Origin of the sequence: Haloimpatiens massiliensis (genome assembly GCF_900184255.1) — a bacterium.
Taxonomy (GTDB): domain Bacteria; phylum Bacillota; class Clostridia; order Clostridiales; family Clostridiaceae; genus Haloimpatiens; species Haloimpatiens massiliensis.
The window spans coordinates 189,948-208,303 of the sequence record NZ_LT854640.1; the positions used below are offsets into that span (position 1 = coordinate 189,948).

The window sequence follows — 18,356 nt, forward strand, 5'->3', positions numbered from 1 at the left end:
CGAGTAAGCTAGACAGTCGCTGCCAGATAGTATCTGGGAGAGGAAAGTCCGGGCTCCGTAGGGCAGGGTGCTGGGTAACCCCCAGTCAGGGTGACCTGAAGGAAAGTGCAACAGAGATATACCGCCAGAATGAAGTTTACTTCATGAGTGTAGCTTAGCTACCTGGCAAGGGTGGAAAGGCGAGGTAAGAGCTCACCAGCGCAATGGCGACTTTGCGGCTATGTAAACCCCACTTGGAGCAAGATCGAATAGAGAGACAAACGGAGTTGCCCGCTCTGTCTCCGGGTAAGATCGCTTGAGCCTATTGGTAACAATAGGCCTAGATAGATGACTGTTCACGACAGAACTCGGCTTATCGGTTTAGTCGCACACTTGAAACACTAGGTTTTGAACTTGGTGTTTTTTATTTTGCCACCATTTTGCCACCATTAAATAAATTAGTTAATTTTTCGGTGGCATCCTTTTGCATTTCTTTATCAACATGTGAATAAATGTTTAAAGTGGTACTAATATCAGTATGACCTAGTCTAGTTTGAACTACCTTAAAATTAACACCCTGTTCTATTAATAGAGTAGCATTTGTATGCCTTAAGTCATGAAATCTTATATTTTTAGATATACCAGCTTTTTTTAATACTTTTTTAAGCTTGCTAGTATAATAATTTGGATGAACATATTTACCATTTTCCCACGTCATTATAAAATTAAATTTGTTATTGTTAAACATATTTAATTCATAAAACTTACCATATTTTAATTTATTTTCACTTTGTATTTTATGATGCTTTTTTAACAGCTCTATTGCTTCATTAGATAAATACAATGTTCTTTCACTTTCTATGGTTTTCGGTGTAATTAAAGCAACGTGACCATTAGTATAAATCAAATTATTTTTTATAGTTACAGTTTGTTCTTTAAAATTGATATTTTCCCATTCAAGGCCACCAAGTTCTCCACGTCTTAAACCTAATTCCAAAGTTAAATATGTGCCTAGATGAAATATATAATCATAATATTCTTTAGAACTTGTTAAAGTTTTAAATATTTTATTAATTTCTTCTACAGTTAGGGTATTAGCTATAAATTTATCTCTTTTGGGCCTCTCAACATATTTACATGGATTATCATTTAGGATTTTTGATTTTATAGCTTTATTTAATGCAGTACTTAAAACAGTATATATTTGTTGTAGAGTGGATCCACTGATGTTGGACTCATTTTTAATACTAATTAACATTTTTTCAATATGAAAGGGCTTTAGTTCCATTAAAGTAATACCACCTAAATATGGTATCAAATATTTTCTAATTAATTCATTATATCTATTAAAAGTTGTTATTTTTCTAATAGGTTTTACATAATCGGTTAACCAGGTTAATAAATATTCTCCAGTGGAAGTTTTTTTAGGGACTATAAAACCTCCATTTTCAAATTCATACATTGCTTTATTCAATTCTTCTTGAGCTTCTTTTTTGGTTTTAAAACCTCCCTTCTCTTTCTTTTTTCTTTTACCGTCAATAACTCCAATATCAAAGTAATAACTCCATGTGGAGCCTCTTTTTCTTACTCCGCCTTGCATTTAAGCAGCACCTCCATTTTATTAAATTATTGGAAACAAATCTTTCTAAAATTCTGTTTCCGTTATGAAAACAGAGTGGAAACAATGGAAACACAAAAAATTGTTCTGTTTCCGATTGTGTTTCCGGTTGAAACATAGTAAAATTAATGGGTTTAATGCTATCGGATACAGATGATACACAATTTATATATAAAGTAATATTTATATAATTAGGCATATACACGTATATACGTATACGCCTAATATAGCAATTATAATATATATAAGAAAATCTGTATCATCTGTTTCCACTAGAATTGTTTAACTACTTCATATGGGAGGCCTAAATAAATAGAAACTTGTTCTAATGACATCCCGTATAACTCAATTTTGTCAATGTTAAAAAATTTTAAAGCAAAATAATTAGCTTGTTTTTCTAGCTTGCCTATATTTAGTAAATCTTTATTGAATGCAGCTTCATAAATATTAGTGTGTAGTAAAGCGTGCCCTAACTCGTGGGCTAGTATAAATTTTTCATATTCTAAATTTAAATCATTTCTAATAAAAACAACTTCTGTATTAAAATAATCTCTGTGATAGAAAGATTCATTTCCCCTAAGTAGAATATTGTTTAAATCTAATTTAATTATTTGTATTTCTAAATAATCATATATCTCATAGATATTGTCAGTATTATATGTATCCTTAACACCTTCTAATATATTGTCTATCCATAAATACATATTTTATCCCCCACCGTTCTATATAAGTTATTTTTTGTATTTATAACTTATCAGTTTGAGTTGTCTTAATAGTTCATTTGCGAATTCTACAACTTCATCATCACTCATTTGATTTACGTCAAATCCACCAAAGCCCATAATGGAAGGTTGTTTTAAAAGAAATTGAACTGCTTCTTTTGGATCAGCAAAGTCTACTATAGATTCTAAATATTTAATTTTTTCTTCCTGAGTAGTAATTTTATCTAAACTATTATCCCATTCTCTTATTTTTTCTTGTGTTACGGGTTTACCAATTGTTTCAGCTAAATCCTCTTTAAAGAATAGTTCAACTTTCACATCTAACGCTTTAGCTATTTTTTCTAATGTTGGTATAGATGGGTTAGTTTTATCATTTTCAATATCACTAATGAAACCCAATGATACCCCAGAAACCTTTGACAACTTATTTACACTCATTCCTCTTTCTTTTCTTAATAATCTTACATTATCTCCTAACAAAATAAACACTCCCTTTAAATTCGTTGTTATAGAATATTATAGTGAATATGTTCGCTTGTGTCAAATGAAAAAATAAGACATATTTAGCTATTCGTAGAAAACGAAAGGAATATGATGCTATTCTATAACTACGAACTACGGTGAAACTTGTTCGTAGTTATCGAATATGGTACTATTCACATATAGCGAACAAGCAAAGGGGGGGTGAAGGATTTGAATATGATTAAATTTTTTAGAAAAGAAAAAGGTTTAACGGTAAAAAAACTTTCTGAAATATCTGGTGTAGCAGTTGGATATTTAAGTGATTTAGAAAATAATAAGAGTAATAATCCAACAAAGGAAGTTATGGAAAATATAGCAGCTGCGCTTGGACAAACTGTTCCAGAAATATTTTATCCATAAAAAGGGGGTTAACGCATGAATAAACTTCTAACACAAAAAGACTTGGCTGAGAGGTGGCAAGTTAGTGTAAAGGCCATAGAAAGCTATAGACAGCAAGGAATATTAACTCCAATAGAAGGAATACCAAGCATACGTTTTAATCCACAACACATTGCAGAATTAGAGGGTACTAGAATAGAAAGATTTAGTCCACTGGAGCGTAGACGTATGGAAAGAGAAATGGAAGTTCTTAAACAAGAAAATGAAAAGCTTAAAGGCATATTAAGCCAAACATTGGCTAACTTAGCACCTGTAATTAATTTGTAGCACAAGCTCTAGTAAAAAAATCATACTCCACTAGAGATTAAGGAGAGGTATTGTATCGGGAAATAAATTTATAAGGAGGTATGTATGAATAAATTAATAAACATACAGGATAGAAATGGTAAGCAGCTAGTAAGTGCAAAGGAATTATATTTAGGACTAGGATTAGACAAATCCAATTGGTCAAGGTGGTATCAAAGAAATATATGGAATAATGAATTTTTTAAATTAAACATTGATTGGATAGGGGTTCGTCATTATGACGAAGGCAACGAGATACAAGATTTTGCAATAACTTTAGAATTTGCAAAACATATAGCAATGATGGCTAGAACTGAAAAATCACATGAATATAGAAATTACTTTATCGAGTGTGAAAAAAGAATTAAAGAGCAGCAGAAACCTACATGTATAGAAGATGTACTTATACAGAGCTTACAGGAAATGAAGGACATCAAACAACAATTAAACCAGGTTAGTAACAATGCACTACAAGCTACTAGAAGGGCAGAGGAAACCAAAGAAGAGGTACAAGCTATAAGAGATGTGATAACTCTTAACCCACATAGCTGGAGAAAAGAATCTTCTAATTTAATAAATAAGATGGCTTTAAATATGGGTGGATATGAACATATAAAACCAATTAGGGAAAAAAGTTATGCATTATTAGAACAAAGAATGGGAGTACAGCTATCAATAAGACTTGTAAATAAACGTAGGAGAATGGCAGATGAAGGTGTTTGTAAATCTAGGAGAAATAAACTTAATAAATTGGATATTATAGCTGATGATAAAAAACTTATAGAAGGATATCTTGCAATAGTTAAAGATATGGCAATTAAATCTGGTATATAGGAGGTGAAAAAGAATGAGTAAAAGCACTGATATTTACAAGAACGAAGACAAGAAGATTGGATGATGAAGATTTCATATCCACCAAATTGACGGACATGAACATGAAGTCAATTTTGATAAATGAATCAGGTTTATATTCAGCAATTCTTGGAAGTCAACTCCCATCAGCAAAAAAATTTAAAAGATGGGTTACATCAGAAGTATTACCAAGTATAAGACAAACAGGTGGCTATGTATCAAATGCTCCTAAGTTTATAGATAACTATTTCAGCAATTTCAGTATAGATCTAAGAAAAGAAATGATAGTTGAATTAGAGGGTAAAATTAAAGAATTATTTATTGAAAAGGAAAAGATAGACCAGCAGTTATTAGATAGTACAGAAACTATAGACAAAATAAAAAATACTTTGTAAAAGATTAAGGTAGGGACGGGGGTGATTATAGATGTCACTAGCTGAGAGCTTATTTGAATATGAGAAAACTATAGAAACTCTAAAAATAGAAAATCAATCGTTAAAAGACAGAGTTACATTTTTAGAAAATATGATTCCATTAACATTAAGAAATCAATCTCTAAATTTAGAATTGCTTACAGTTTCTGAAGTTGCTGAAAGGTTAAAAGTTAATAAGAATTCAGTTTATGAATTAATTAATAAAGGTTATCTAAAAAGTTTAAAACTAGGATCTATTAAAGTTCCGATAGAGGAACTAAATAATTTTATTGAGAGAAGTAAGGAATGTGAAATAAATTTATAGGTGCTGTAGGAGGTATGTAATGCTAAAAACAATACTAGAAAGGAGAGTAGGACATCTCAGTAATGCAGAATTTGCAGTAATAATGCAGATTACAACAGATGATATTAAGTTTAACAGAATTAGTTTTAAAAAATGTTCAAGCTTGGATTATGTGTTAGACGTAGCAGAGAGAAGCGCACATATTTTTAAAAAATGTGCATAAAAGGGGGTGAGTAAAATTAAAGATTGTATAAACAGCAATATAGAAGATATAGTTAAACTTTATTTTAAAGGTTATTCAGTAAAAGAAGCTATAGGAATTATAAGAGAAAGGAGCATAAAAAAAAGCCCTTTGCAGAGGGCATAAAATAAAAAATACGCAAACTCATTATAGACCAAAATGAGTAAAAAATCAAATGGAGGTAAACGGTGAAAATAATATTAAATTCTAATGATATACACGAAGTTTTGAAGTTAAGTAAAGCTGATAAAGTAAGTTTTATCAACCAAGATGGGATAACTTATATAATTGCTCATGAACTGAAAGACATTAGCTTTAAAAACCAAGTAATTAAGAGATTATATGGATATGGTGAGCCAGGACAAGCTCTTATAAATATAGAGGTTTTAAAGCTTATTCCCAAAAGCGTAGAAGTGGAAATTACAGAAGAGTTAATCACTGTAGGTAAGAGAAAAATTAAATATAAACCTAATAGTTTAGTAGATAAACCTATAGAAGTGGAAAAAGCACTTACTACTATAGAAGGTAAAGAGTTAGATCACTTACTAAGTTGTGATTATGCTATGAGCAAAGAATGTGTTAGACCAACGCTAAATGGTATTTGTATAAATAACGGTAAGTTTGTAGCATTAGATGGTTTTAGAATAGCAGTTAGAAAAGGAGCTTTCCAGACTAAGGAGTCTGTTATTGTAGCAGCAGATATAATTCCAGCACTTAAAAAAGTTAAATATGATGAAGATGTTGAAGTTTTTTACAACGACAACCATGTTAAGTTCGTATTTGGTGATTTAGAGATAATTGGTAGTAGGCAGCTAGGAGAATTTATAGAATATGAAAAAATATTTCCGGATAATTGTACTACATCCACAGAAATAAAAACGAAAGAAATTCTAAGCATACTTAAAGATTACAAGAAGAATAAATTTAGGCTAGTAAAATTTAATTTCGCAGATGGTGAGTTAATAATATCTACAAACAATAAAACTATAACAGTTAAAGATAAGTTGCCCATAAATTTACAAGGTGAACCAATAGAAATTATGTTCAATGTTAATTATTTAGTAGATACATTTAGTAATTATGAAATTGTTACATTAGAGCTTACCACAAATGAAAGCCCAATGATGGTTAAGAGTGAAAATAAATTAGACTTAATTCTACCAGTAAGGTTGGTAGATAGATAATGGTAGCACTGGTTAAGTTTAAAGGTTATCAAGAATTTATGGAATACTCATACTTTACTGATATAGAAGACTTAAAAGAAGGAGATCCAATTGTAGTTCCTACAAATGATTTCTTTTCAGTTGGAGTATTTTCACGATACACAGATAATAAGCAGCATATTAAAAATGCTACTAAATGTATTGTGCAAAAGGTAGATGTTGAAGGTTATGAAGCTAAGATGTTTTTAGGGGGTTTTGAATAATGGATAAAAACATTGAAATTATTAAGGATATTTTGGCTAGAGCCATTCAAATTACAGTTAACCAAAAGCAAGATGTATCTTGGGAATTTTATCCCTTAACTAAAACCCTAAGAATATCCACTCCACTCAAAGAAATTGGGCTAATAAAAACATACTGGGTGAAAGTTGAAGATACTGGAGGTTTAAAAGCAGTTCAAAATGAGTTAATTAATTTACAATGTGAAGATTTAAATAATGATTTTTTAGGATTATAAGGAGGAAAATAATATGAAAATCACAGCAGAATTTAATAGTAATGAGGAGTTAATAAGCTTTATAAATACTTTTGGTGCTAATGCACTAAAACTTGAAGCTAAGGAAGATGTAAAAACAACTAAAGAAGTTAAAAAAGAAGCAACTAAGGAGGAGGAGATCAAGAAGGTAGAAGAACCTAAGGAAGAAGTAAAAAAACAAGAAGTTAAGCAGGTAGATCCACCTAAGGAAGAAACAAAAAAAGAGGATAAAAAACAAGATACTCAAATTACAAAAGAAACTATAAGGGCTGCATTTGCAAAACTTATTAAAGCTGGTAAGGCTAACGAGGCTAAGGAGATTACTGCTAAGCATGGTGCTAAGAAAGTACCGGATTTAAAAGAAGAAGATTATGCTGAAGTATTAAAAGAAGTGGAGGAATTACTATAATGGCAAAACATGCAATATTGAGTGCTAGTGGTGCAAGCAGATGGCTCGCTTGTCCTCCTAGTGCTAGATTAGAAGAAAACTATCCTAATAAAAGTAGTGAATTTGCTAAGGAAGGGACACTTGCGCATGAGCTTGGAGAGTTGGGGCTACAGAAAAATTTAGGACTTATAACTACAAGGAAATATAATTCAGAGGTTAAAAAGATAGAAGCTAATGAACTATTCACAAAGGATATGCCATATTATGTGGAAATTTATTTAGATACTTGTATGGAAAAGGTAGCAGAAGCTGAAGCAAAGACACCAGATGCATTATTTAAGATAGAGCAGAAATTAAACTTTAGTGAATGGGTTCCAGAAGGCTTTGGAACTGGGGATTTTGTAATAATTGCAGACGGAACAATGGAAATATGTGACCTTAAGTATGGTAAAGGTGTTCCGGTAAGTGCTATAGGGAATGAGCAAATGAGATTGTATGCATTAGGAGCTATAACAGAATTTAGTTTCTTGTATGACATAGAAAAGGTTAAAATGACTATTATTCAACCTAGATTAGATAGCATTAGCACTGATGAAATAACAACAGAAAAATTGCTTGAATGGGCGGAAGAATATGTTAAACCTACTGCTCAATTAGCTTATGAAGGTAAAGGAGAATTTTGTGCAGGAGACCATTGTAAATTCTGTAGAGCTAAAGCAGTGTGTAAAGCTAGAGCAGATAAGAATATGGAACTAGCTAAGTATGATTTTCAGGAGCCAAATGCTTTAGATTATGAGGATATAGCTTTCATTCTTGGTAGAGCAGATGAATTGGTTAAATGGGCCACAGATGTAAAAGATTATGCATTGGAAAAAGCGCTTGAAGGCGAAGAGTTCCCAGGTTGGAAGGTTGTTGAAGGTAGAAGTAATAGAAAGTGGAAGGATGAAGATAAAGTTGGCGAAGTACTTCTTGGACAAGGATTCTTAGAAAATATTATATATACTAAAAAACTTACTGGAATTACAAACATGGAAAAGGCTATAGGTAAAAAAGAAGTTAATAGACTTCTAGGAGATTATATTATAAAACCTCAGGGCAAACCTACATTAGCACCTGAAGGTGATAAAAGACCAGTTTATAATTCTGCAGAAGCAGATTTCAAATAAGGAGGTATAAGCATTGGATTTTGTTATAAATGATTTAGATTTACAAAAGAGCTCTACGTTTAAAATCCACCCAGACTTAACAGTTAAGCAGGAACGATATTACTGTGTAATGCAAAATCCATTTATAACAAAATATGATACAGAAGTTATATATGGTAGCAGTGTTAAAGTATTACAAAATAAAATCAGAAGAAAATATAATTATTTAAAGAAAAGGAGAAATGTAAAATGATAAAAGCAAAAAGAACAGGCACAAAGGTAACTACAGGAAAGGTTAGATTAAGTTACGCAAATTTATTTGAGCCAAGAGCTATGGAAGGACAAGACCCAAAATACAGTGTAAGCGTAATAATTCCTAAAACTGATAAAGAAACACTACAAGCTATCAAAGAAGCCACTAATGAAGCTAAAGAGCAAGGCAAAGGTAAGTTTGGTGGCAAAGTACCTGCTAATCTAAAAACACCATTAAGGGATGGTGATATAGATAGACCAGATGATGAAGCTTATGCAGGTTGTTACTTCTTAAATGCTAATAGTAAAAATAAGCCAGGAGTAGTTGATAAAGATGTACAACCTATATTAGATGCTACAGAAGTATACAGTGGCTGTTATGCAAGACTTACACTTAACTTCTATGCATACAGTGCAAGTGGTAATAAAGGCATTGCTTGTGGATTAGGTAACGTGCAAAAGCTAGAAGATGGAGAGCCATTAGGTGGATTTACTAGGGCAGAAGATGACTTTGAAGCAGTTGGAGGAACTGCAGAAGATGACTTCTTAGGTTAAAAAATATAGGGTGAACTTATCGTTCACCCTTAATTATACAGGAGGGGTACAATGGAGTATTCATGTGAAAATCATATTCAGAATTCATATGGGGAAAGATTTTTTATAGGTGATAAAGTAAGTGTATATAAGGAATCATCATGGTGCTTTAGAGGGAAAATAACACACATTACAAGTAAGGGTATTTATTTAGATGTTGGTGCAAAGGCAGACAAATATTTTAGAGCTAATGAAATAGATGAAATAAAAATTCTAGGTGATGAAAAATGAGAACACTTGGAATAGACGTTGAGACCTATAGCAGTGTAGATATAGCTAAAGCAGGTGCTTATAAATATTGTGAGTCTCCAGATTTTGAAATACTACTATTTGCATATGCTTTTGATGATGATCCAGTGCAAATAGTAGATTTTGCACAAGATGAAGAACTACCTCAAGAGGTTGTAGAGGCACTTGATAATCCTACAATATTAAAAACTGCGTTTAATGCAAATTTTGAGAGAAACGCTATAAGTAATGATATGTATTTCCCTAATGGTATGCCACCAGAACAATGGGAATGTACTATGATAAAAGCTTTAACGTTAGGACTTCCAGGAAGTCTTGATATGGTGGGTAAGGCTTTAAAGTTTGAAGATGATAAGCAGAAGATGAAAGAAGGTAAATCATTAATTCAGTATTTCTGTAAGCCATGTAAACCTACTAAAACTAATGGTAAGAGAACTAGAAATCTTCCTAAACATGACCTAGAGAAATGGGAGCTGTTCAAAAAATATTGTAAGCGGGATGTTGAGGTAGAAAGAAATATTAGAAAGTTACTAAGTAGATATGAAACACTGGAAGAAGAACAGGAATTATGGCAACTGGACCAACACATAAATGATAGAGGTATTAATACGGATTTAACACTTATAGAAAAAGCTATTGAATGTGATACAGATTATACTAAAAGATTAATGCATGTAGCGACAAAGCTTACAGGACTTGAAAACCCAAATAGTCCTGCACAAATAAAAAAATGGATATGTGCTAGAGTTGGCCATGAAATAAAAAGTTTAAATAAGACTAGTATTCCAGGGCTTATAGAAGAGGCTGAAAGCCTTGAAAAACATGAAGTAATACAAATGCTAGAATTAAGAAAACTTATGGCCAAAACATCTATTAAAAAATATGAAACAATGCAAAATGCTAGATGTATTGATGGAAGAGTTAGAGGGTTGTTACAGTTTTACGGAGCTAATAGAACTGGCAGATGGGCTGGAAGATTAGTACAAGTTCAGAACCTTCCACAAAACCATTTACCGGACTTAGATGATGCTAGGAATTTTGTTAGAGAAGGTAAATTTGATACTGTAGAGTTTTTATATGATAGTATTCCAGATACTTTAAGTCAATTAATAAGAACTGCTTTTATACCTGGTGATGGTAATAGATTTATAGTTAGTGATTTCAGTGCTATAGAAGCAAGAGTAATTGCTTGGTTTGCTGGGGAACAATGGAGACAGGAAGTATTTAAGAATAATGGTGATATCTATTGTGCTTCAGCTAGTCAAATGTTTAGGGTACCCGTTGAAAAACATGGAATCAATGGCCACTTAAGACAAAAGGGAAAGATAGCAGAACTGGCTCTTGGTTATGGTGGAAGTGTAGGAGCTCTTACAAGTATGGGTGCTTTAAACATGGGTTTAAAAGAAGAAGAATTAAAACCACTGGTAGATAGCTGGAGAAGCGCGAACCCTAGTATTACAAAACTTTGGTGGGATGTAGATAAGGCTGCTAAAAAAGCTATTAAGGAAAGAACTACTGTATGTATGCAATATGGCCTTAAGTTTATATATGATCCTGGAGTTTTATTTGTACAATTACCTTCAGGTAGAAAGTTAGCATATATAAGACCCAAGATTGAACCTCATGAAACATTTAGTGGGGATAAGATAACCTATGAAGGTATGGAACAAACAAGTAAACAGTGGACTAGAATAAACACATATGGTCCTAAATTAGTAGAGAATATAATACAAGCTACTGCTAGGGATTGTCTAGGTGTAACAATGCAAAGGGTAGAAGAAGCAGGATACCCTATAGTAATGCATGTTCATGATGAATTAGTAATGGATGTACCTAAAGAGTTTGGAAGTTTGGAAGATGTTAACTCTATATTTGCTGAACCAATAGAATGGGCTCCGGGATTACTTCTAAATGCTGATGGATATGAGTGCAATTATTATATGAAGGATTAAAACATAATTTGAAAATAATGCGAACTTGAAAGGAGAACTGATTTATGTTATTAAATAAACAGCAAAAAAGGGATAGCAAGAAATGTGATGATATGGATATGAATAGCGAAACTATGGACTGTGCAGGATGTAGCTGTAGTGTGTGTATAGCACAAATAAAACTAACATTTGATAAAAAGGAATTAGCAACTATTATGGGTACGTTAATAGATGCAACCATTAGTAGAAAATATGAAGTGGAAAACAAAAAGTATTGTTGTGAAGAAGAACTAAAGTCTTTGGAAACTCAAATTGATGTATTAAATAAATTAGCAGCTAAAGTAAGCAAAATCATTAATGATTAATTCACATTCCAAAGATATTAGGTTTGGAGGGTTAAAAAATGTATGAGATAACTATTAGAATACCAACAAAAAGAGTTGGTGTGATAAATAAAATACGTAATATTCTTAAAAGTTCATATGAAACATCAAACATCAAGGGAAGAGGCACAGTTGAGGAAATACAAACTTGCAAAGCTGGTAGCATGAAAGAAATAGGAATAACTTTTGAAATTACTGAAACATAACGAAAGCCAGCAACCTTAAACATGGAATTTGAAGAAGTTATAAAAGATATGAAAAAGGGAGTGTAAATATAATGGATAAAATTAGAGATATTTCAATACAGGAAGCAGTACTTCATGTACTAGATAATAATTCAGATAAACCTATATTAAATAATTATAGAATAGTACTTAATGATGAGGTATATAGATTTATTCTAAGTCATATTGAAAGGATATTCAAAGATAATGATTTAAAATATGCACTATTTAAAGAAAATCCTACTGTACTAAAAGAAACTAGCCAGAACTATTTAAATGGGCAGGTTGATTTGCTCAAAGCTTCAAAGTATATAGCTAATAGCTTATTTAGTTTTATGAAATCTGATAACAGTATACCATCTTGCAATTTATTGGTTGTATCAATTAGTACTGAGTATGGTCCCATGTTAGGAATACTTAAGCTTGATTATATTAAACAGTATACACATGATATTGATTTTATTAATGATAATGTAGTGATTAAAATAGCTCCTATAACAACAGGGTTACCAACTACTAAAAAAGTTCAAAAGGCTGCTTTTATTAAACCTATAAATAGTAACCAAGAATATAATCTTTTAGTACTTGATAAGGGTAAAATTAGTGATGAATATGGAGCAAGTTATTTTACAGAAAACTTCCTTGGATGCTTGTTAATTGATAATGATAGAGATAATACAAGAACTTTTATGAATTCGTTAGAGAGTTGGACAAGAGCTAACTTAGGAGAAAATGCAGTAAAAGCAGAACATATAAGAAGTTTTGCAAGAAATGAACTTAAAGAAAACAAAGAAATAAATGTATATGAATTTGCTTCAAAAATTCTACCATTTGAGGAAAGTAGGAAGAATTTTATTTCTTATATGCAGGATAGAGATATTGAGAAGATTATAGTAGATAAGGAGTATTTAGAAAAAAGAATTAATAAACTTAAGCTTAAAATAGACAGTGATATTGAAATTAGTATAACAGAAGAAGCTTATAAGGATATTAATAGATTTGAGATTAAAAATAACGGAGATGGCTCTATTACATTTATGATAAAAAATGTAGAAAAATATGCAGAGAAGTAAAAGTCGAGATTCTTTGATGGAAAAGAGGTGATACCTTGGAAGCATACAAAACAGAAGATAAACCCAAAATTAAATATGATGGATCCATAGCTATAGCTACTGGAAAAAGCAGAAAAGAAACCCATTGGAAAAATAAAAATATTTTATGGTCAGCATTAGTTGAGAAATTATCACATACTACAAGAACACTTGAAGCTTATGCGGAATATAAGAAAATGCCTAAAACTGAAAAAGACAGGATTAAGGATGTTGGTGGATTTGTAGGTGGTGGACTCAAGAATGGTCGCAGGAAGGCTGAGAACGTTCAGAATAGAACTTTATTAACATTAGACCTAGACTATGTTAAGGGCGATATATGGACAAGTATAGAGCTATTATGGGACTTTGCGCTAGTTATGTATTCAACTCATACCCATACAGCAGACAACCCTAGATTAAGGTTAGTTATTCCATTAAGTAGGCCAGTACTTCCTGATGAATATCAGGCAATATCAAGAATGGTAGCCAATGATTTAGGTATTGACCAGTTTGATGATACAACCTATGAACCTAGTAGATTAATGTATTGGCCAAGCACTTCAAGTGATGGGGAATATGTATTTAAAGTACAAGATTTGTCATGGTTAAATCCAGATGATGTACTTAGTAGATATACCTTTGGTTGGCAAGATGTAAGTTATTGGCCAGAGAGTTCAAGAGCTAGGGCAAAACTAAATAATGTTTTAAAGAAGCAGGAGGACCCATTAGAAAAGAAAGGTATTATAGGTGCTTTCTGTAGGACCTATACAATTAGTGAAGCTATAGCAGAATTTTTAAATGATGTGTATGTACCTGGTGCAGATGAAACCAGGTACACATATGCAGAAGGTTCAACTACTGGTGGTGTAGTTGTTTATGATAATAAATTTAGCTATAGCCATCATGGTACGGATCCAGCAAGTAATATTTTATGTAATGCCTTTGACCTAGTTAGAATTCATAAGTTTGGACATTTAGATGATGAAGCTAAAGAAGATACTCCAGCTAATAGAATGCCTTCTTTTACTAAAATGAGTGAGTTTGCAAGTTCTAATGAAAAAGTAATGCAGACTATTGGAAAAGAAAGAATGGAAAAGGCTCAGGAGGATTTTGGTGTTGTTGAAGATGAAATAGACACAGAATGGGTAAAAGAATTAACATATACAGACCAAGGAAAAGTACGAAGCACAATAAGTAACTTTTCATTAATAATAGAGAATGATCCATTACTTAAGGATAAAATAGCTTACAATGAATTTTCTAATAGGGCTGTAGTTATAGGTCAACTTCCATGGAGGAGTAAAAATAATAAAAGTGATTGGAATGACACTGATGATAGCGGACTTAGAGAATTTATTGAAAAATATTATGGAATAAGTTCTACTGCAAAATGTGCTGATGCATTAGCATTAGCTTTTGAAAAACATTCTTTTCACCCTATAAAAGATTATCTAAATAGTCTTTTATGGGATGGAGAAAAAAGAGTTGATACATTATTTATAGATTATTTAGGTGCTGAAGATAATAGTTATGTTAGAACAGTAACAAGAAAAATATTAGTTGCTGCAGTAGCAAGGGTTTTTAATCCTGGATGTAAATTCGATAATATGCCGGTACTAAGTGGGCCACAAGGAATAGGAAAAAGTACCATTATAAAAAAACTGGGTATGGAGTGGTATAGTGATAGTTTAACCACTGTATCAGGTAAGGAAGCGTATGAACAACTTCAAGGAGTATGGCTTTTAGAGATGGGGGAAATGATGGCCACAAAGAAAGCAGACATTGAAGCAACTAAACATTTCCTAAGTAAAACGGAGGATATTTACAGAGTAGCTTATGGTAGAAGGACAAGCCGATTTCCCAGACAGTGTGTATTCATAGGTACAACTAATGACAGGGAATTTTTAAGAGATAAAACAGGAAATAGAAGGTTCTGGCCAATAGATGTAGGCCTAACGAAACATACTAAAAGTGTTTTTAAAGATATGACAGATTATGAAATAAGTCAAATTTGGGCTGAAGCAGTAGAGTTCTTTAAAAAAGAAGAACCGTTATATCTAAATGCAGAAGAAGAAAAAGAAGCCCAAAAGCAGCAGGAGGCACACAGCGAAGAAAGTGCAAAAGCAGGGCTTATAGAGGAATACTTAAATAAACCTCTACCTGATAATTGGTATAGTTTAGGATTATCTGAAAGGAAAAACTATATACAAGGCACTGAATTTGGTGATAGTTTGGAAGGTACCTTAAGGAGAGATAAAACTTGTGTTATGGAGATATGGGTTGAACTTTTTAATGGAGATCCTAAACAGCTTACACCATTACAGAGTAGAGAAATTAATGAAATTTTGAAAGGACTTAAAGAGTGGGAGAGAAATAGATCACCTTTAAGTTTTGGAAAAATTTATGGTAGACAAAGAGCTTATATACGGATACAGAATTAAAATTTAATCCTAAAATTCTGTATCCACTAAAATAATAGACCAGATACAATTGATACACAAAAAACGTTTTGTATCCGCTTTTGTATCCGCGCTAAGCTTAGATATGTCAATGGGTTTAATGCTATCGGAAACAGATGATACAGTATTTATATATAAAGTAATATTTATATAATTAGGCATATACACGTATATACACATACGCCTAATATAGCAATTATAATATATATAAGAAAATCTGTACCATCTGTTTCCACCTAATAATTGGAAGGTGATAATTTGGAAGAATCAAAAATAGAAAAATATCTAAAAAAGCAAATTGAATTGTTAGGTGGTAAAGCATTAAAGTTTGTTAGTCCAGGGACGTCAGGAGTGCCAGATAGGATTGTTTTATTACCACAAGGTAAGATAATATTTGTTGAACTTAAAGCACCAGGTAAAAGACCAAGAACTATGCAAGAATATAGAATTAAAGAATTGAGAAATTTAGGATTCAGAGTTGAAATAATAGATAGTATTGAAAAAGTTAATAAATTTGTAAGGGAGGTGGTCATATGAATTTTAGTCCATGGAATTATCAAGAGTATGCAATAAATCATATTTTAGAGCATGAGGCTTCAGGCCTTTTTCTCGACATGGGCATGGGTTAACTAGGGCAAAACCATAAGTACATTAACAGCAATAGATGATTTACTATTCCTAGGAGAAGTAAATAAAGTTTTAGTTATAGCGCCTTTAAGAGTAGCAGAAGATACATGGAGTACAGAAGTTGATAAATGGGACCATATTAAGCATTTAAAAATATCTAAGATTTTAGGAACTCCAACACAAAGAAAAAAAGCAGTACTAAAAGATGCGGATATTTATGTGACAAATAGAGAAAATGTAGTTTGGTTAGTTGATAATTATTTTAAGAATTGGAAGTGGGACACATGTGTTATAGATGAATTGAGTTCTTTTAAATCTTCCAAGGCTAAAAGGTTTAGAGCTTTAAAGAAAGTCAGGCCATACTTTAAAAGAATAGTAGGACTTACTGGAACTCCAGCACCTAATAGTTTAATTGATTTATGGCCACAGGTTTATTTATTAGATGGTGGTAAAAGATTGGGCAAAACTATAACAGGGTATAAGGACCAATATTTTTATCCAGTGCAAATGAATGGCCATATTGTTTATAAGTATGGACTAAAAGATGGAGCAGAAGAACAGATCCATAGAAAGATAAGTGATATTTGTATTTCTATGATGGCCAAAGATTATTTAGATATTCCTGAAAGGATTGATAATATTATAAATATTAAGTTACCTGATGAAGCAGTAAAGAGGTACAAGCAGTTAGAGAAAGACCTAGTAATAGAACTTGACGAAAATGATATTACTGCAGCTAATGCAGCAGTACTTACAAATAAGTTATTGCAAATGTCTAATGGGGCTATTTATTCGGAGGACAAGCAAGTTGTAAAAATTCATGATGAAAAAATAAACAAACTTGAAGAAATAATTGATACGGCAAATGGTAAGCCAGTTTTAGTATTTTATAATTTTAAACATGACTACGATAGAATAGCTAAAATGTTAGATAAGCTTAAAGTTAAATATCAAACATTGGATAATTCAGAAGATATTAAGGCATGGAATAGTGGAGAAATAGAAGTTGCATTATTACATCCAGCTTCAGCAGGTCATGGTTTAAATCTTCAATATGGTGGTAATATTATTGTTTGGTTTGGGCTTACATGGAGTTTAGAACTATATCAACAGGCTAATGCAAGACTTCACAGGCAGGGACAGAAAGAGGCAGTTATAATTCATCATTTAGTGAGTATTGGCACAGTTGATGAGGATGTGATGAAAGCTTTAAGTAATAAAGAAATCAATCAAAATACATTACTTGAAGCAGTAAAGGCTAGGTTAAAAGAGGTGGATAAATGCAAAGGGTAAAAGAATATTTGAATCAAGCTTATAGGTTGAACAAGCTTATAAATAATAAACAAAAGCAAATAGATAGTTTAAGAAGCTTAAGCATTAGTTTAAGTTGTAACCAAGATGAAAGAGTACAAACATCTTTAAGAAATGATAAAATTAGTTCTATGATAGCTAAAGTAATTGACCTAGAAAGAGAGATAACAAATGATATAGATAAGTATATAGATTTAAAAAAAGAAATAATGATGGAGATAGATAAGCTTAAAAATGGAGATCAGATTGAATTACTATACTCAAGATATTTAGAGTTTAAGCGGTGGGAATATATTGCAGTAGAAATGGGGTATAGTGTTAGACAAATTTATAGGATTCATGGTGAAGCATTAAAGAACTTAGAGGGTGTCATTGAATGTCACTAATAAAGTGTGTTAATGTTAAACTAATGTATTGTACAAATATAAAGAGTACTTGGAAATTATCCAGGTACTTTTTTATTTGTAGAGGAAGGTGAGAGGTTTGAGAATAGAAAAAATATTAAAAGTACAACAACCAAGGGAACATAAACAATTGAATGAGAATAGAAAAGAGAATAAGAAAAAATCTAGGAGAGGCGAAAACCTCTCTTTTTCTGATGTTATGGAGCTAATGAAACATGATAGTTATAAGAGGGGTAAGGGTGGAGCACTGAGGCAGAGGTAGGTG

Annotated in this window: 25 protein-coding genes, 1 other RNA gene and 2 pseudogenes; 25 read left to right on the top strand and 3 right to left on the bottom strand. The window is 31.8% G+C overall.

The window, feature by feature from the left end; translation table 11 throughout:
- Positions 1–371: RNase P RNA component class A (rnpB, locus tag C1715_RS09000), an RNA gene on the top strand.
- A gap of 32 nt (positions 372–403) precedes the next feature.
- On the opposite strand, the gene C1715_RS09005 is transcribed toward rnpB, so the two are convergent.
- The 3 genes from C1715_RS09005 to C1715_RS09015 form a co-directional block, all read right to left on the bottom strand.
- A complete protein-coding gene (locus C1715_RS09005; RefSeq protein ID WP_102400171.1) occupies positions 404–1,579 on the bottom strand; it encodes a tyrosine-type recombinase/integrase in 1,176 nt (391 codons plus the stop codon).
- Positions 1,580–1,869: 290 nt separating this feature from the next.
- Positions 1,870–2,301, bottom strand: a complete 432-nt coding sequence (locus C1715_RS09010) for an ImmA/IrrE family metallo-endopeptidase (protein WP_102400172.1) — start codon at positions 2,299–2,301, stop codon at positions 1,870–1,872.
- A gap of 27 nt (positions 2,302–2,328) precedes the next feature.
- Positions 2,329–2,799, bottom strand: coding sequence for a helix-turn-helix domain-containing protein (locus C1715_RS09015; RefSeq protein WP_341457745.1), 471 nt, complete (start codon positions 2,797–2,799; stop codon positions 2,329–2,331).
- Between the two features lie 219 nt (positions 2,800–3,018).
- Here C1715_RS09015 and C1715_RS09020 point away from each other — a divergent pair, with 219 nt between their 5' ends.
- From C1715_RS09020 to C1715_RS09135, 24 genes and pseudogenes are all read left to right on the top strand, one after another.
- Positions 3,019–3,201 carry a helix-turn-helix domain-containing protein gene (locus tag C1715_RS09020; RefSeq protein ID WP_242972003.1) on the top strand — a complete coding sequence of 61 codons (183 nt, stop codon included), beginning with the start codon at positions 3,019–3,021 and terminating at the stop codon, positions 3,199–3,201.
- A gap of 15 nt (positions 3,202–3,216) precedes the next feature.
- The gene (locus C1715_RS09025) at positions 3,217–3,507 is read left to right on the top strand and encodes a histidine kinase (RefSeq protein WP_102400174.1); all 291 of its coding nucleotides are present in this window, start codon (positions 3,217–3,219) and stop codon (positions 3,505–3,507) included.
- Between the two features lie 84 nt (positions 3,508–3,591).
- Positions 3,592–4,359 carry an antA/AntB antirepressor family protein gene (locus C1715_RS09030; RefSeq protein ID WP_102400175.1) on the top strand — a complete coding sequence of 256 codons (768 nt, stop codon included), beginning with the start codon at positions 3,592–3,594 and terminating at the stop codon, positions 4,357–4,359.
- A gap of 110 nt (positions 4,360–4,469) precedes the next feature.
- Positions 4,470–4,596 (top strand): annotated as a pseudogene (locus tag C1715_RS19785) (BRO-N domain-containing protein); the annotation flags it as partial.
- 207 nt (positions 4,597–4,803) lie between these two features.
- Complete coding sequence (locus C1715_RS09040) at positions 4,804–5,115, top strand: helix-turn-helix domain-containing protein (protein ID WP_242971935.1); 312 nt, start codon at positions 4,804–4,806, stop codon at positions 5,113–5,115.
- A 19-nt stretch (positions 5,116–5,134) separates the two neighbouring features.
- Positions 5,135–5,317 (top strand): hypothetical protein, encoded by a 183-nt coding sequence (locus C1715_RS09045; RefSeq protein ID WP_102400176.1) that lies wholly within the window; start codon positions 5,135–5,137, stop codon positions 5,315–5,317.
- Positions 5,318–5,323: 6 nt separating this feature from the next.
- On the top strand, positions 5,324–5,461 hold the full coding sequence (locus C1715_RS19370) for a hypothetical protein (protein ID WP_180964036.1): 138 nt from the start codon (positions 5,324–5,326) through the stop codon (positions 5,459–5,461).
- 62 nt (positions 5,462–5,523) lie between these two features.
- Complete coding sequence (locus C1715_RS09050) at positions 5,524–6,519, top strand: DNA polymerase III subunit beta family protein (RefSeq protein WP_102400177.1); 996 nt, start codon at positions 5,524–5,526, stop codon at positions 6,517–6,519.
- Positions 6,519–6,761 carry a hypothetical protein gene (locus C1715_RS09055; RefSeq protein WP_102400178.1) on the top strand — a complete coding sequence of 81 codons (243 nt, stop codon included), beginning with the start codon at positions 6,519–6,521 and terminating at the stop codon, positions 6,759–6,761. Before C1715_RS09050 ends, C1715_RS09055 begins: the two co-directional genes overlap by 1 nt.
- The gene (locus tag C1715_RS09060; protein WP_102400179.1) at positions 6,761–7,015 is read left to right on the top strand and encodes a hypothetical protein; all 255 of its coding nucleotides are present in this window, start codon (positions 6,761–6,763) and stop codon (positions 7,013–7,015) included. Before C1715_RS09055 ends, C1715_RS09060 begins: the two co-directional genes overlap by 1 nt.
- Positions 7,016–7,028: 13 nt before the next feature.
- The gene (locus tag C1715_RS09065) at positions 7,029–7,442 is read left to right on the top strand and encodes a hypothetical protein (protein ID WP_102400180.1); all 414 of its coding nucleotides are present in this window, start codon (positions 7,029–7,031) and stop codon (positions 7,440–7,442) included.
- Complete coding sequence (locus C1715_RS09070) at positions 7,442–8,587, top strand: DUF2800 domain-containing protein (protein ID WP_102400181.1); 1,146 nt, start codon at positions 7,442–7,444, stop codon at positions 8,585–8,587. Before C1715_RS09065 ends, C1715_RS09070 begins: the two co-directional genes overlap by 1 nt.
- A gap of 13 nt (positions 8,588–8,600) precedes the next feature.
- A complete protein-coding gene (locus C1715_RS09075) occupies positions 8,601–8,819 on the top strand; it encodes a hypothetical protein (RefSeq protein ID WP_102400182.1) in 219 nt (72 codons plus the stop codon).
- Positions 8,816–9,373: a DUF2815 family protein gene (locus tag C1715_RS09080; RefSeq protein ID WP_102400183.1), complete on the top strand. Its 558-nt coding sequence runs from the start codon at positions 8,816–8,818 to the stop codon at positions 9,371–9,373. The genes C1715_RS09075 and C1715_RS09080 overlap by 4 nt, the downstream gene beginning before the upstream one ends.
- 51 nt (positions 9,374–9,424) lie before the next feature.
- A complete protein-coding gene (locus tag C1715_RS09085; protein WP_102400184.1) occupies positions 9,425–9,643 on the top strand; it encodes a hypothetical protein in 219 nt (72 codons plus the stop codon).
- Positions 9,640–11,613 (top strand): DNA polymerase, encoded by a 1,974-nt coding sequence (locus C1715_RS09090; protein WP_102400185.1) that lies wholly within the window; start codon positions 9,640–9,642, stop codon positions 11,611–11,613. The genes C1715_RS09085 and C1715_RS09090 overlap by 4 nt, the downstream gene beginning before the upstream one ends.
- A gap of 44 nt (positions 11,614–11,657) precedes the next feature.
- Positions 11,658–11,957 (top strand): hypothetical protein, encoded by a 300-nt coding sequence (locus C1715_RS09095; RefSeq protein WP_102400186.1) that lies wholly within the window; start codon positions 11,658–11,660, stop codon positions 11,955–11,957.
- 38 nt (positions 11,958–11,995) lie between these two features.
- On the top strand, positions 11,996–12,181 hold the full coding sequence (locus C1715_RS09100; RefSeq protein WP_102400187.1) for a hypothetical protein: 186 nt from the start codon (positions 11,996–11,998) through the stop codon (positions 12,179–12,181).
- Between the two features lie 71 nt (positions 12,182–12,252).
- Entirely contained in the window at positions 12,253–13,272 is a 1,020-nt protein-coding gene (locus C1715_RS09105; RefSeq protein ID WP_102400188.1) for a nucleoid-associated protein, read from the top strand.
- A gap of 35 nt (positions 13,273–13,307) precedes the next feature.
- A complete protein-coding gene (locus C1715_RS09110; protein WP_102400189.1) occupies positions 13,308–15,731 on the top strand; it encodes a virulence-associated E family protein in 2,424 nt (807 codons plus the stop codon).
- A 276-nt stretch (positions 15,732–16,007) separates the two neighbouring features.
- On the top strand, positions 16,008–16,286 hold the full coding sequence (locus C1715_RS09115) for a VRR-NUC domain-containing protein (protein WP_102400190.1): 279 nt from the start codon (positions 16,008–16,010) through the stop codon (positions 16,284–16,286).
- Positions 16,283–17,669 (top strand): annotated as a pseudogene (locus tag C1715_RS09125) (SNF2-related protein). The gene C1715_RS09115 and the pseudogene C1715_RS09125 overlap by 4 nt, the downstream one beginning before the upstream one ends.
- Positions 17,657–18,073, top strand: coding sequence for a hypothetical protein (locus C1715_RS09130; RefSeq protein WP_102400192.1), 417 nt, complete (start codon positions 17,657–17,659; stop codon positions 18,071–18,073). The pseudogene C1715_RS09125 and the gene C1715_RS09130 overlap by 13 nt, the downstream one beginning before the upstream one ends.
- Positions 18,074–18,170: 97 nt before the next feature.
- Positions 18,171–18,353, top strand: coding sequence for a hypothetical protein (locus C1715_RS09135; RefSeq protein WP_102400193.1), 183 nt, complete (start codon positions 18,171–18,173; stop codon positions 18,351–18,353).
- The last annotated feature ends 3 nt before the right edge of the window (positions 18,354–18,356 follow it).

What these genes read in the sequence shown, in the direction of transcription:
- C1715_RS09130 (WP_102400192.1), top strand. Translation starts at nt 17,657, where the DNA reads ATGCAAAGGGTAAAAGAATATTTGAATCAAGCTTATAGGTTGAACAAG.
- C1715_RS09030 (WP_102400175.1), top strand. Translation starts at nt 3,592, where the DNA reads ATGAATAAATTAATAAACATACAGGATAGAAATGGTAAGCAGCTAGTA.
- C1715_RS09010 (WP_102400172.1), bottom strand. Translation starts at nt 2,301, where the DNA reads ATGTATTTATGGATAGACAATATATTAGAAGGTGTTAAGGATACATAT.
- C1715_RS09060 (WP_102400179.1), top strand. Translation starts at nt 6,761, where the DNA reads ATGGATAAAAACATTGAAATTATTAAGGATATTTTGGCTAGAGCCATT.
- C1715_RS09090 (WP_102400185.1), top strand. Translation starts at nt 9,640, where the DNA reads ATGAGAACACTTGGAATAGACGTTGAGACCTATAGCAGTGTAGATATA.
- C1715_RS09055 (WP_102400178.1), top strand. Translation starts at nt 6,519, where the DNA reads ATGGTAGCACTGGTTAAGTTTAAAGGTTATCAAGAATTTATGGAATAC.
- C1715_RS09040 (WP_242971935.1), top strand. Translation starts at nt 4,804, where the DNA reads ATGTCACTAGCTGAGAGCTTATTTGAATATGAGAAAACTATAGAAACT.
- C1715_RS09080 (WP_102400183.1), top strand. Translation starts at nt 8,816, where the DNA reads ATGATAAAAGCAAAAAGAACAGGCACAAAGGTAACTACAGGAAAGGTT.
- C1715_RS09085 (WP_102400184.1), top strand. Translation starts at nt 9,425, where the DNA reads ATGGAGTATTCATGTGAAAATCATATTCAGAATTCATATGGGGAAAGA.
- C1715_RS09100 (WP_102400187.1), top strand. Translation starts at nt 11,996, where the DNA reads ATGTATGAGATAACTATTAGAATACCAACAAAAAGAGTTGGTGTGATA.
- C1715_RS09045 (WP_102400176.1), top strand. Translation starts at nt 5,135, where the DNA reads ATGCTAAAAACAATACTAGAAAGGAGAGTAGGACATCTCAGTAATGCA.
- C1715_RS09065 (WP_102400180.1), top strand. Translation starts at nt 7,029, where the DNA reads ATGAAAATCACAGCAGAATTTAATAGTAATGAGGAGTTAATAAGCTTT.
- C1715_RS09020 (WP_242972003.1), top strand. Translation starts at nt 3,019, where the DNA reads ATGATTAAATTTTTTAGAAAAGAAAAAGGTTTAACGGTAAAAAAACTT.
- C1715_RS09005 (WP_102400171.1), bottom strand. Translation starts at nt 1,579, where the DNA reads ATGCAAGGCGGAGTAAGAAAAAGAGGCTCCACATGGAGTTATTACTTT.
- C1715_RS09095 (WP_102400186.1), top strand. Translation starts at nt 11,658, where the DNA reads ATGTTATTAAATAAACAGCAAAAAAGGGATAGCAAGAAATGTGATGAT.
- C1715_RS09025 (WP_102400174.1), top strand. Translation starts at nt 3,217, where the DNA reads ATGAATAAACTTCTAACACAAAAAGACTTGGCTGAGAGGTGGCAAGTT.
- C1715_RS09070 (WP_102400181.1), top strand. Translation starts at nt 7,442, where the DNA reads ATGGCAAAACATGCAATATTGAGTGCTAGTGGTGCAAGCAGATGGCTC.
- C1715_RS09105 (WP_102400188.1), top strand. Translation starts at nt 12,253, where the DNA reads ATGGATAAAATTAGAGATATTTCAATACAGGAAGCAGTACTTCATGTA.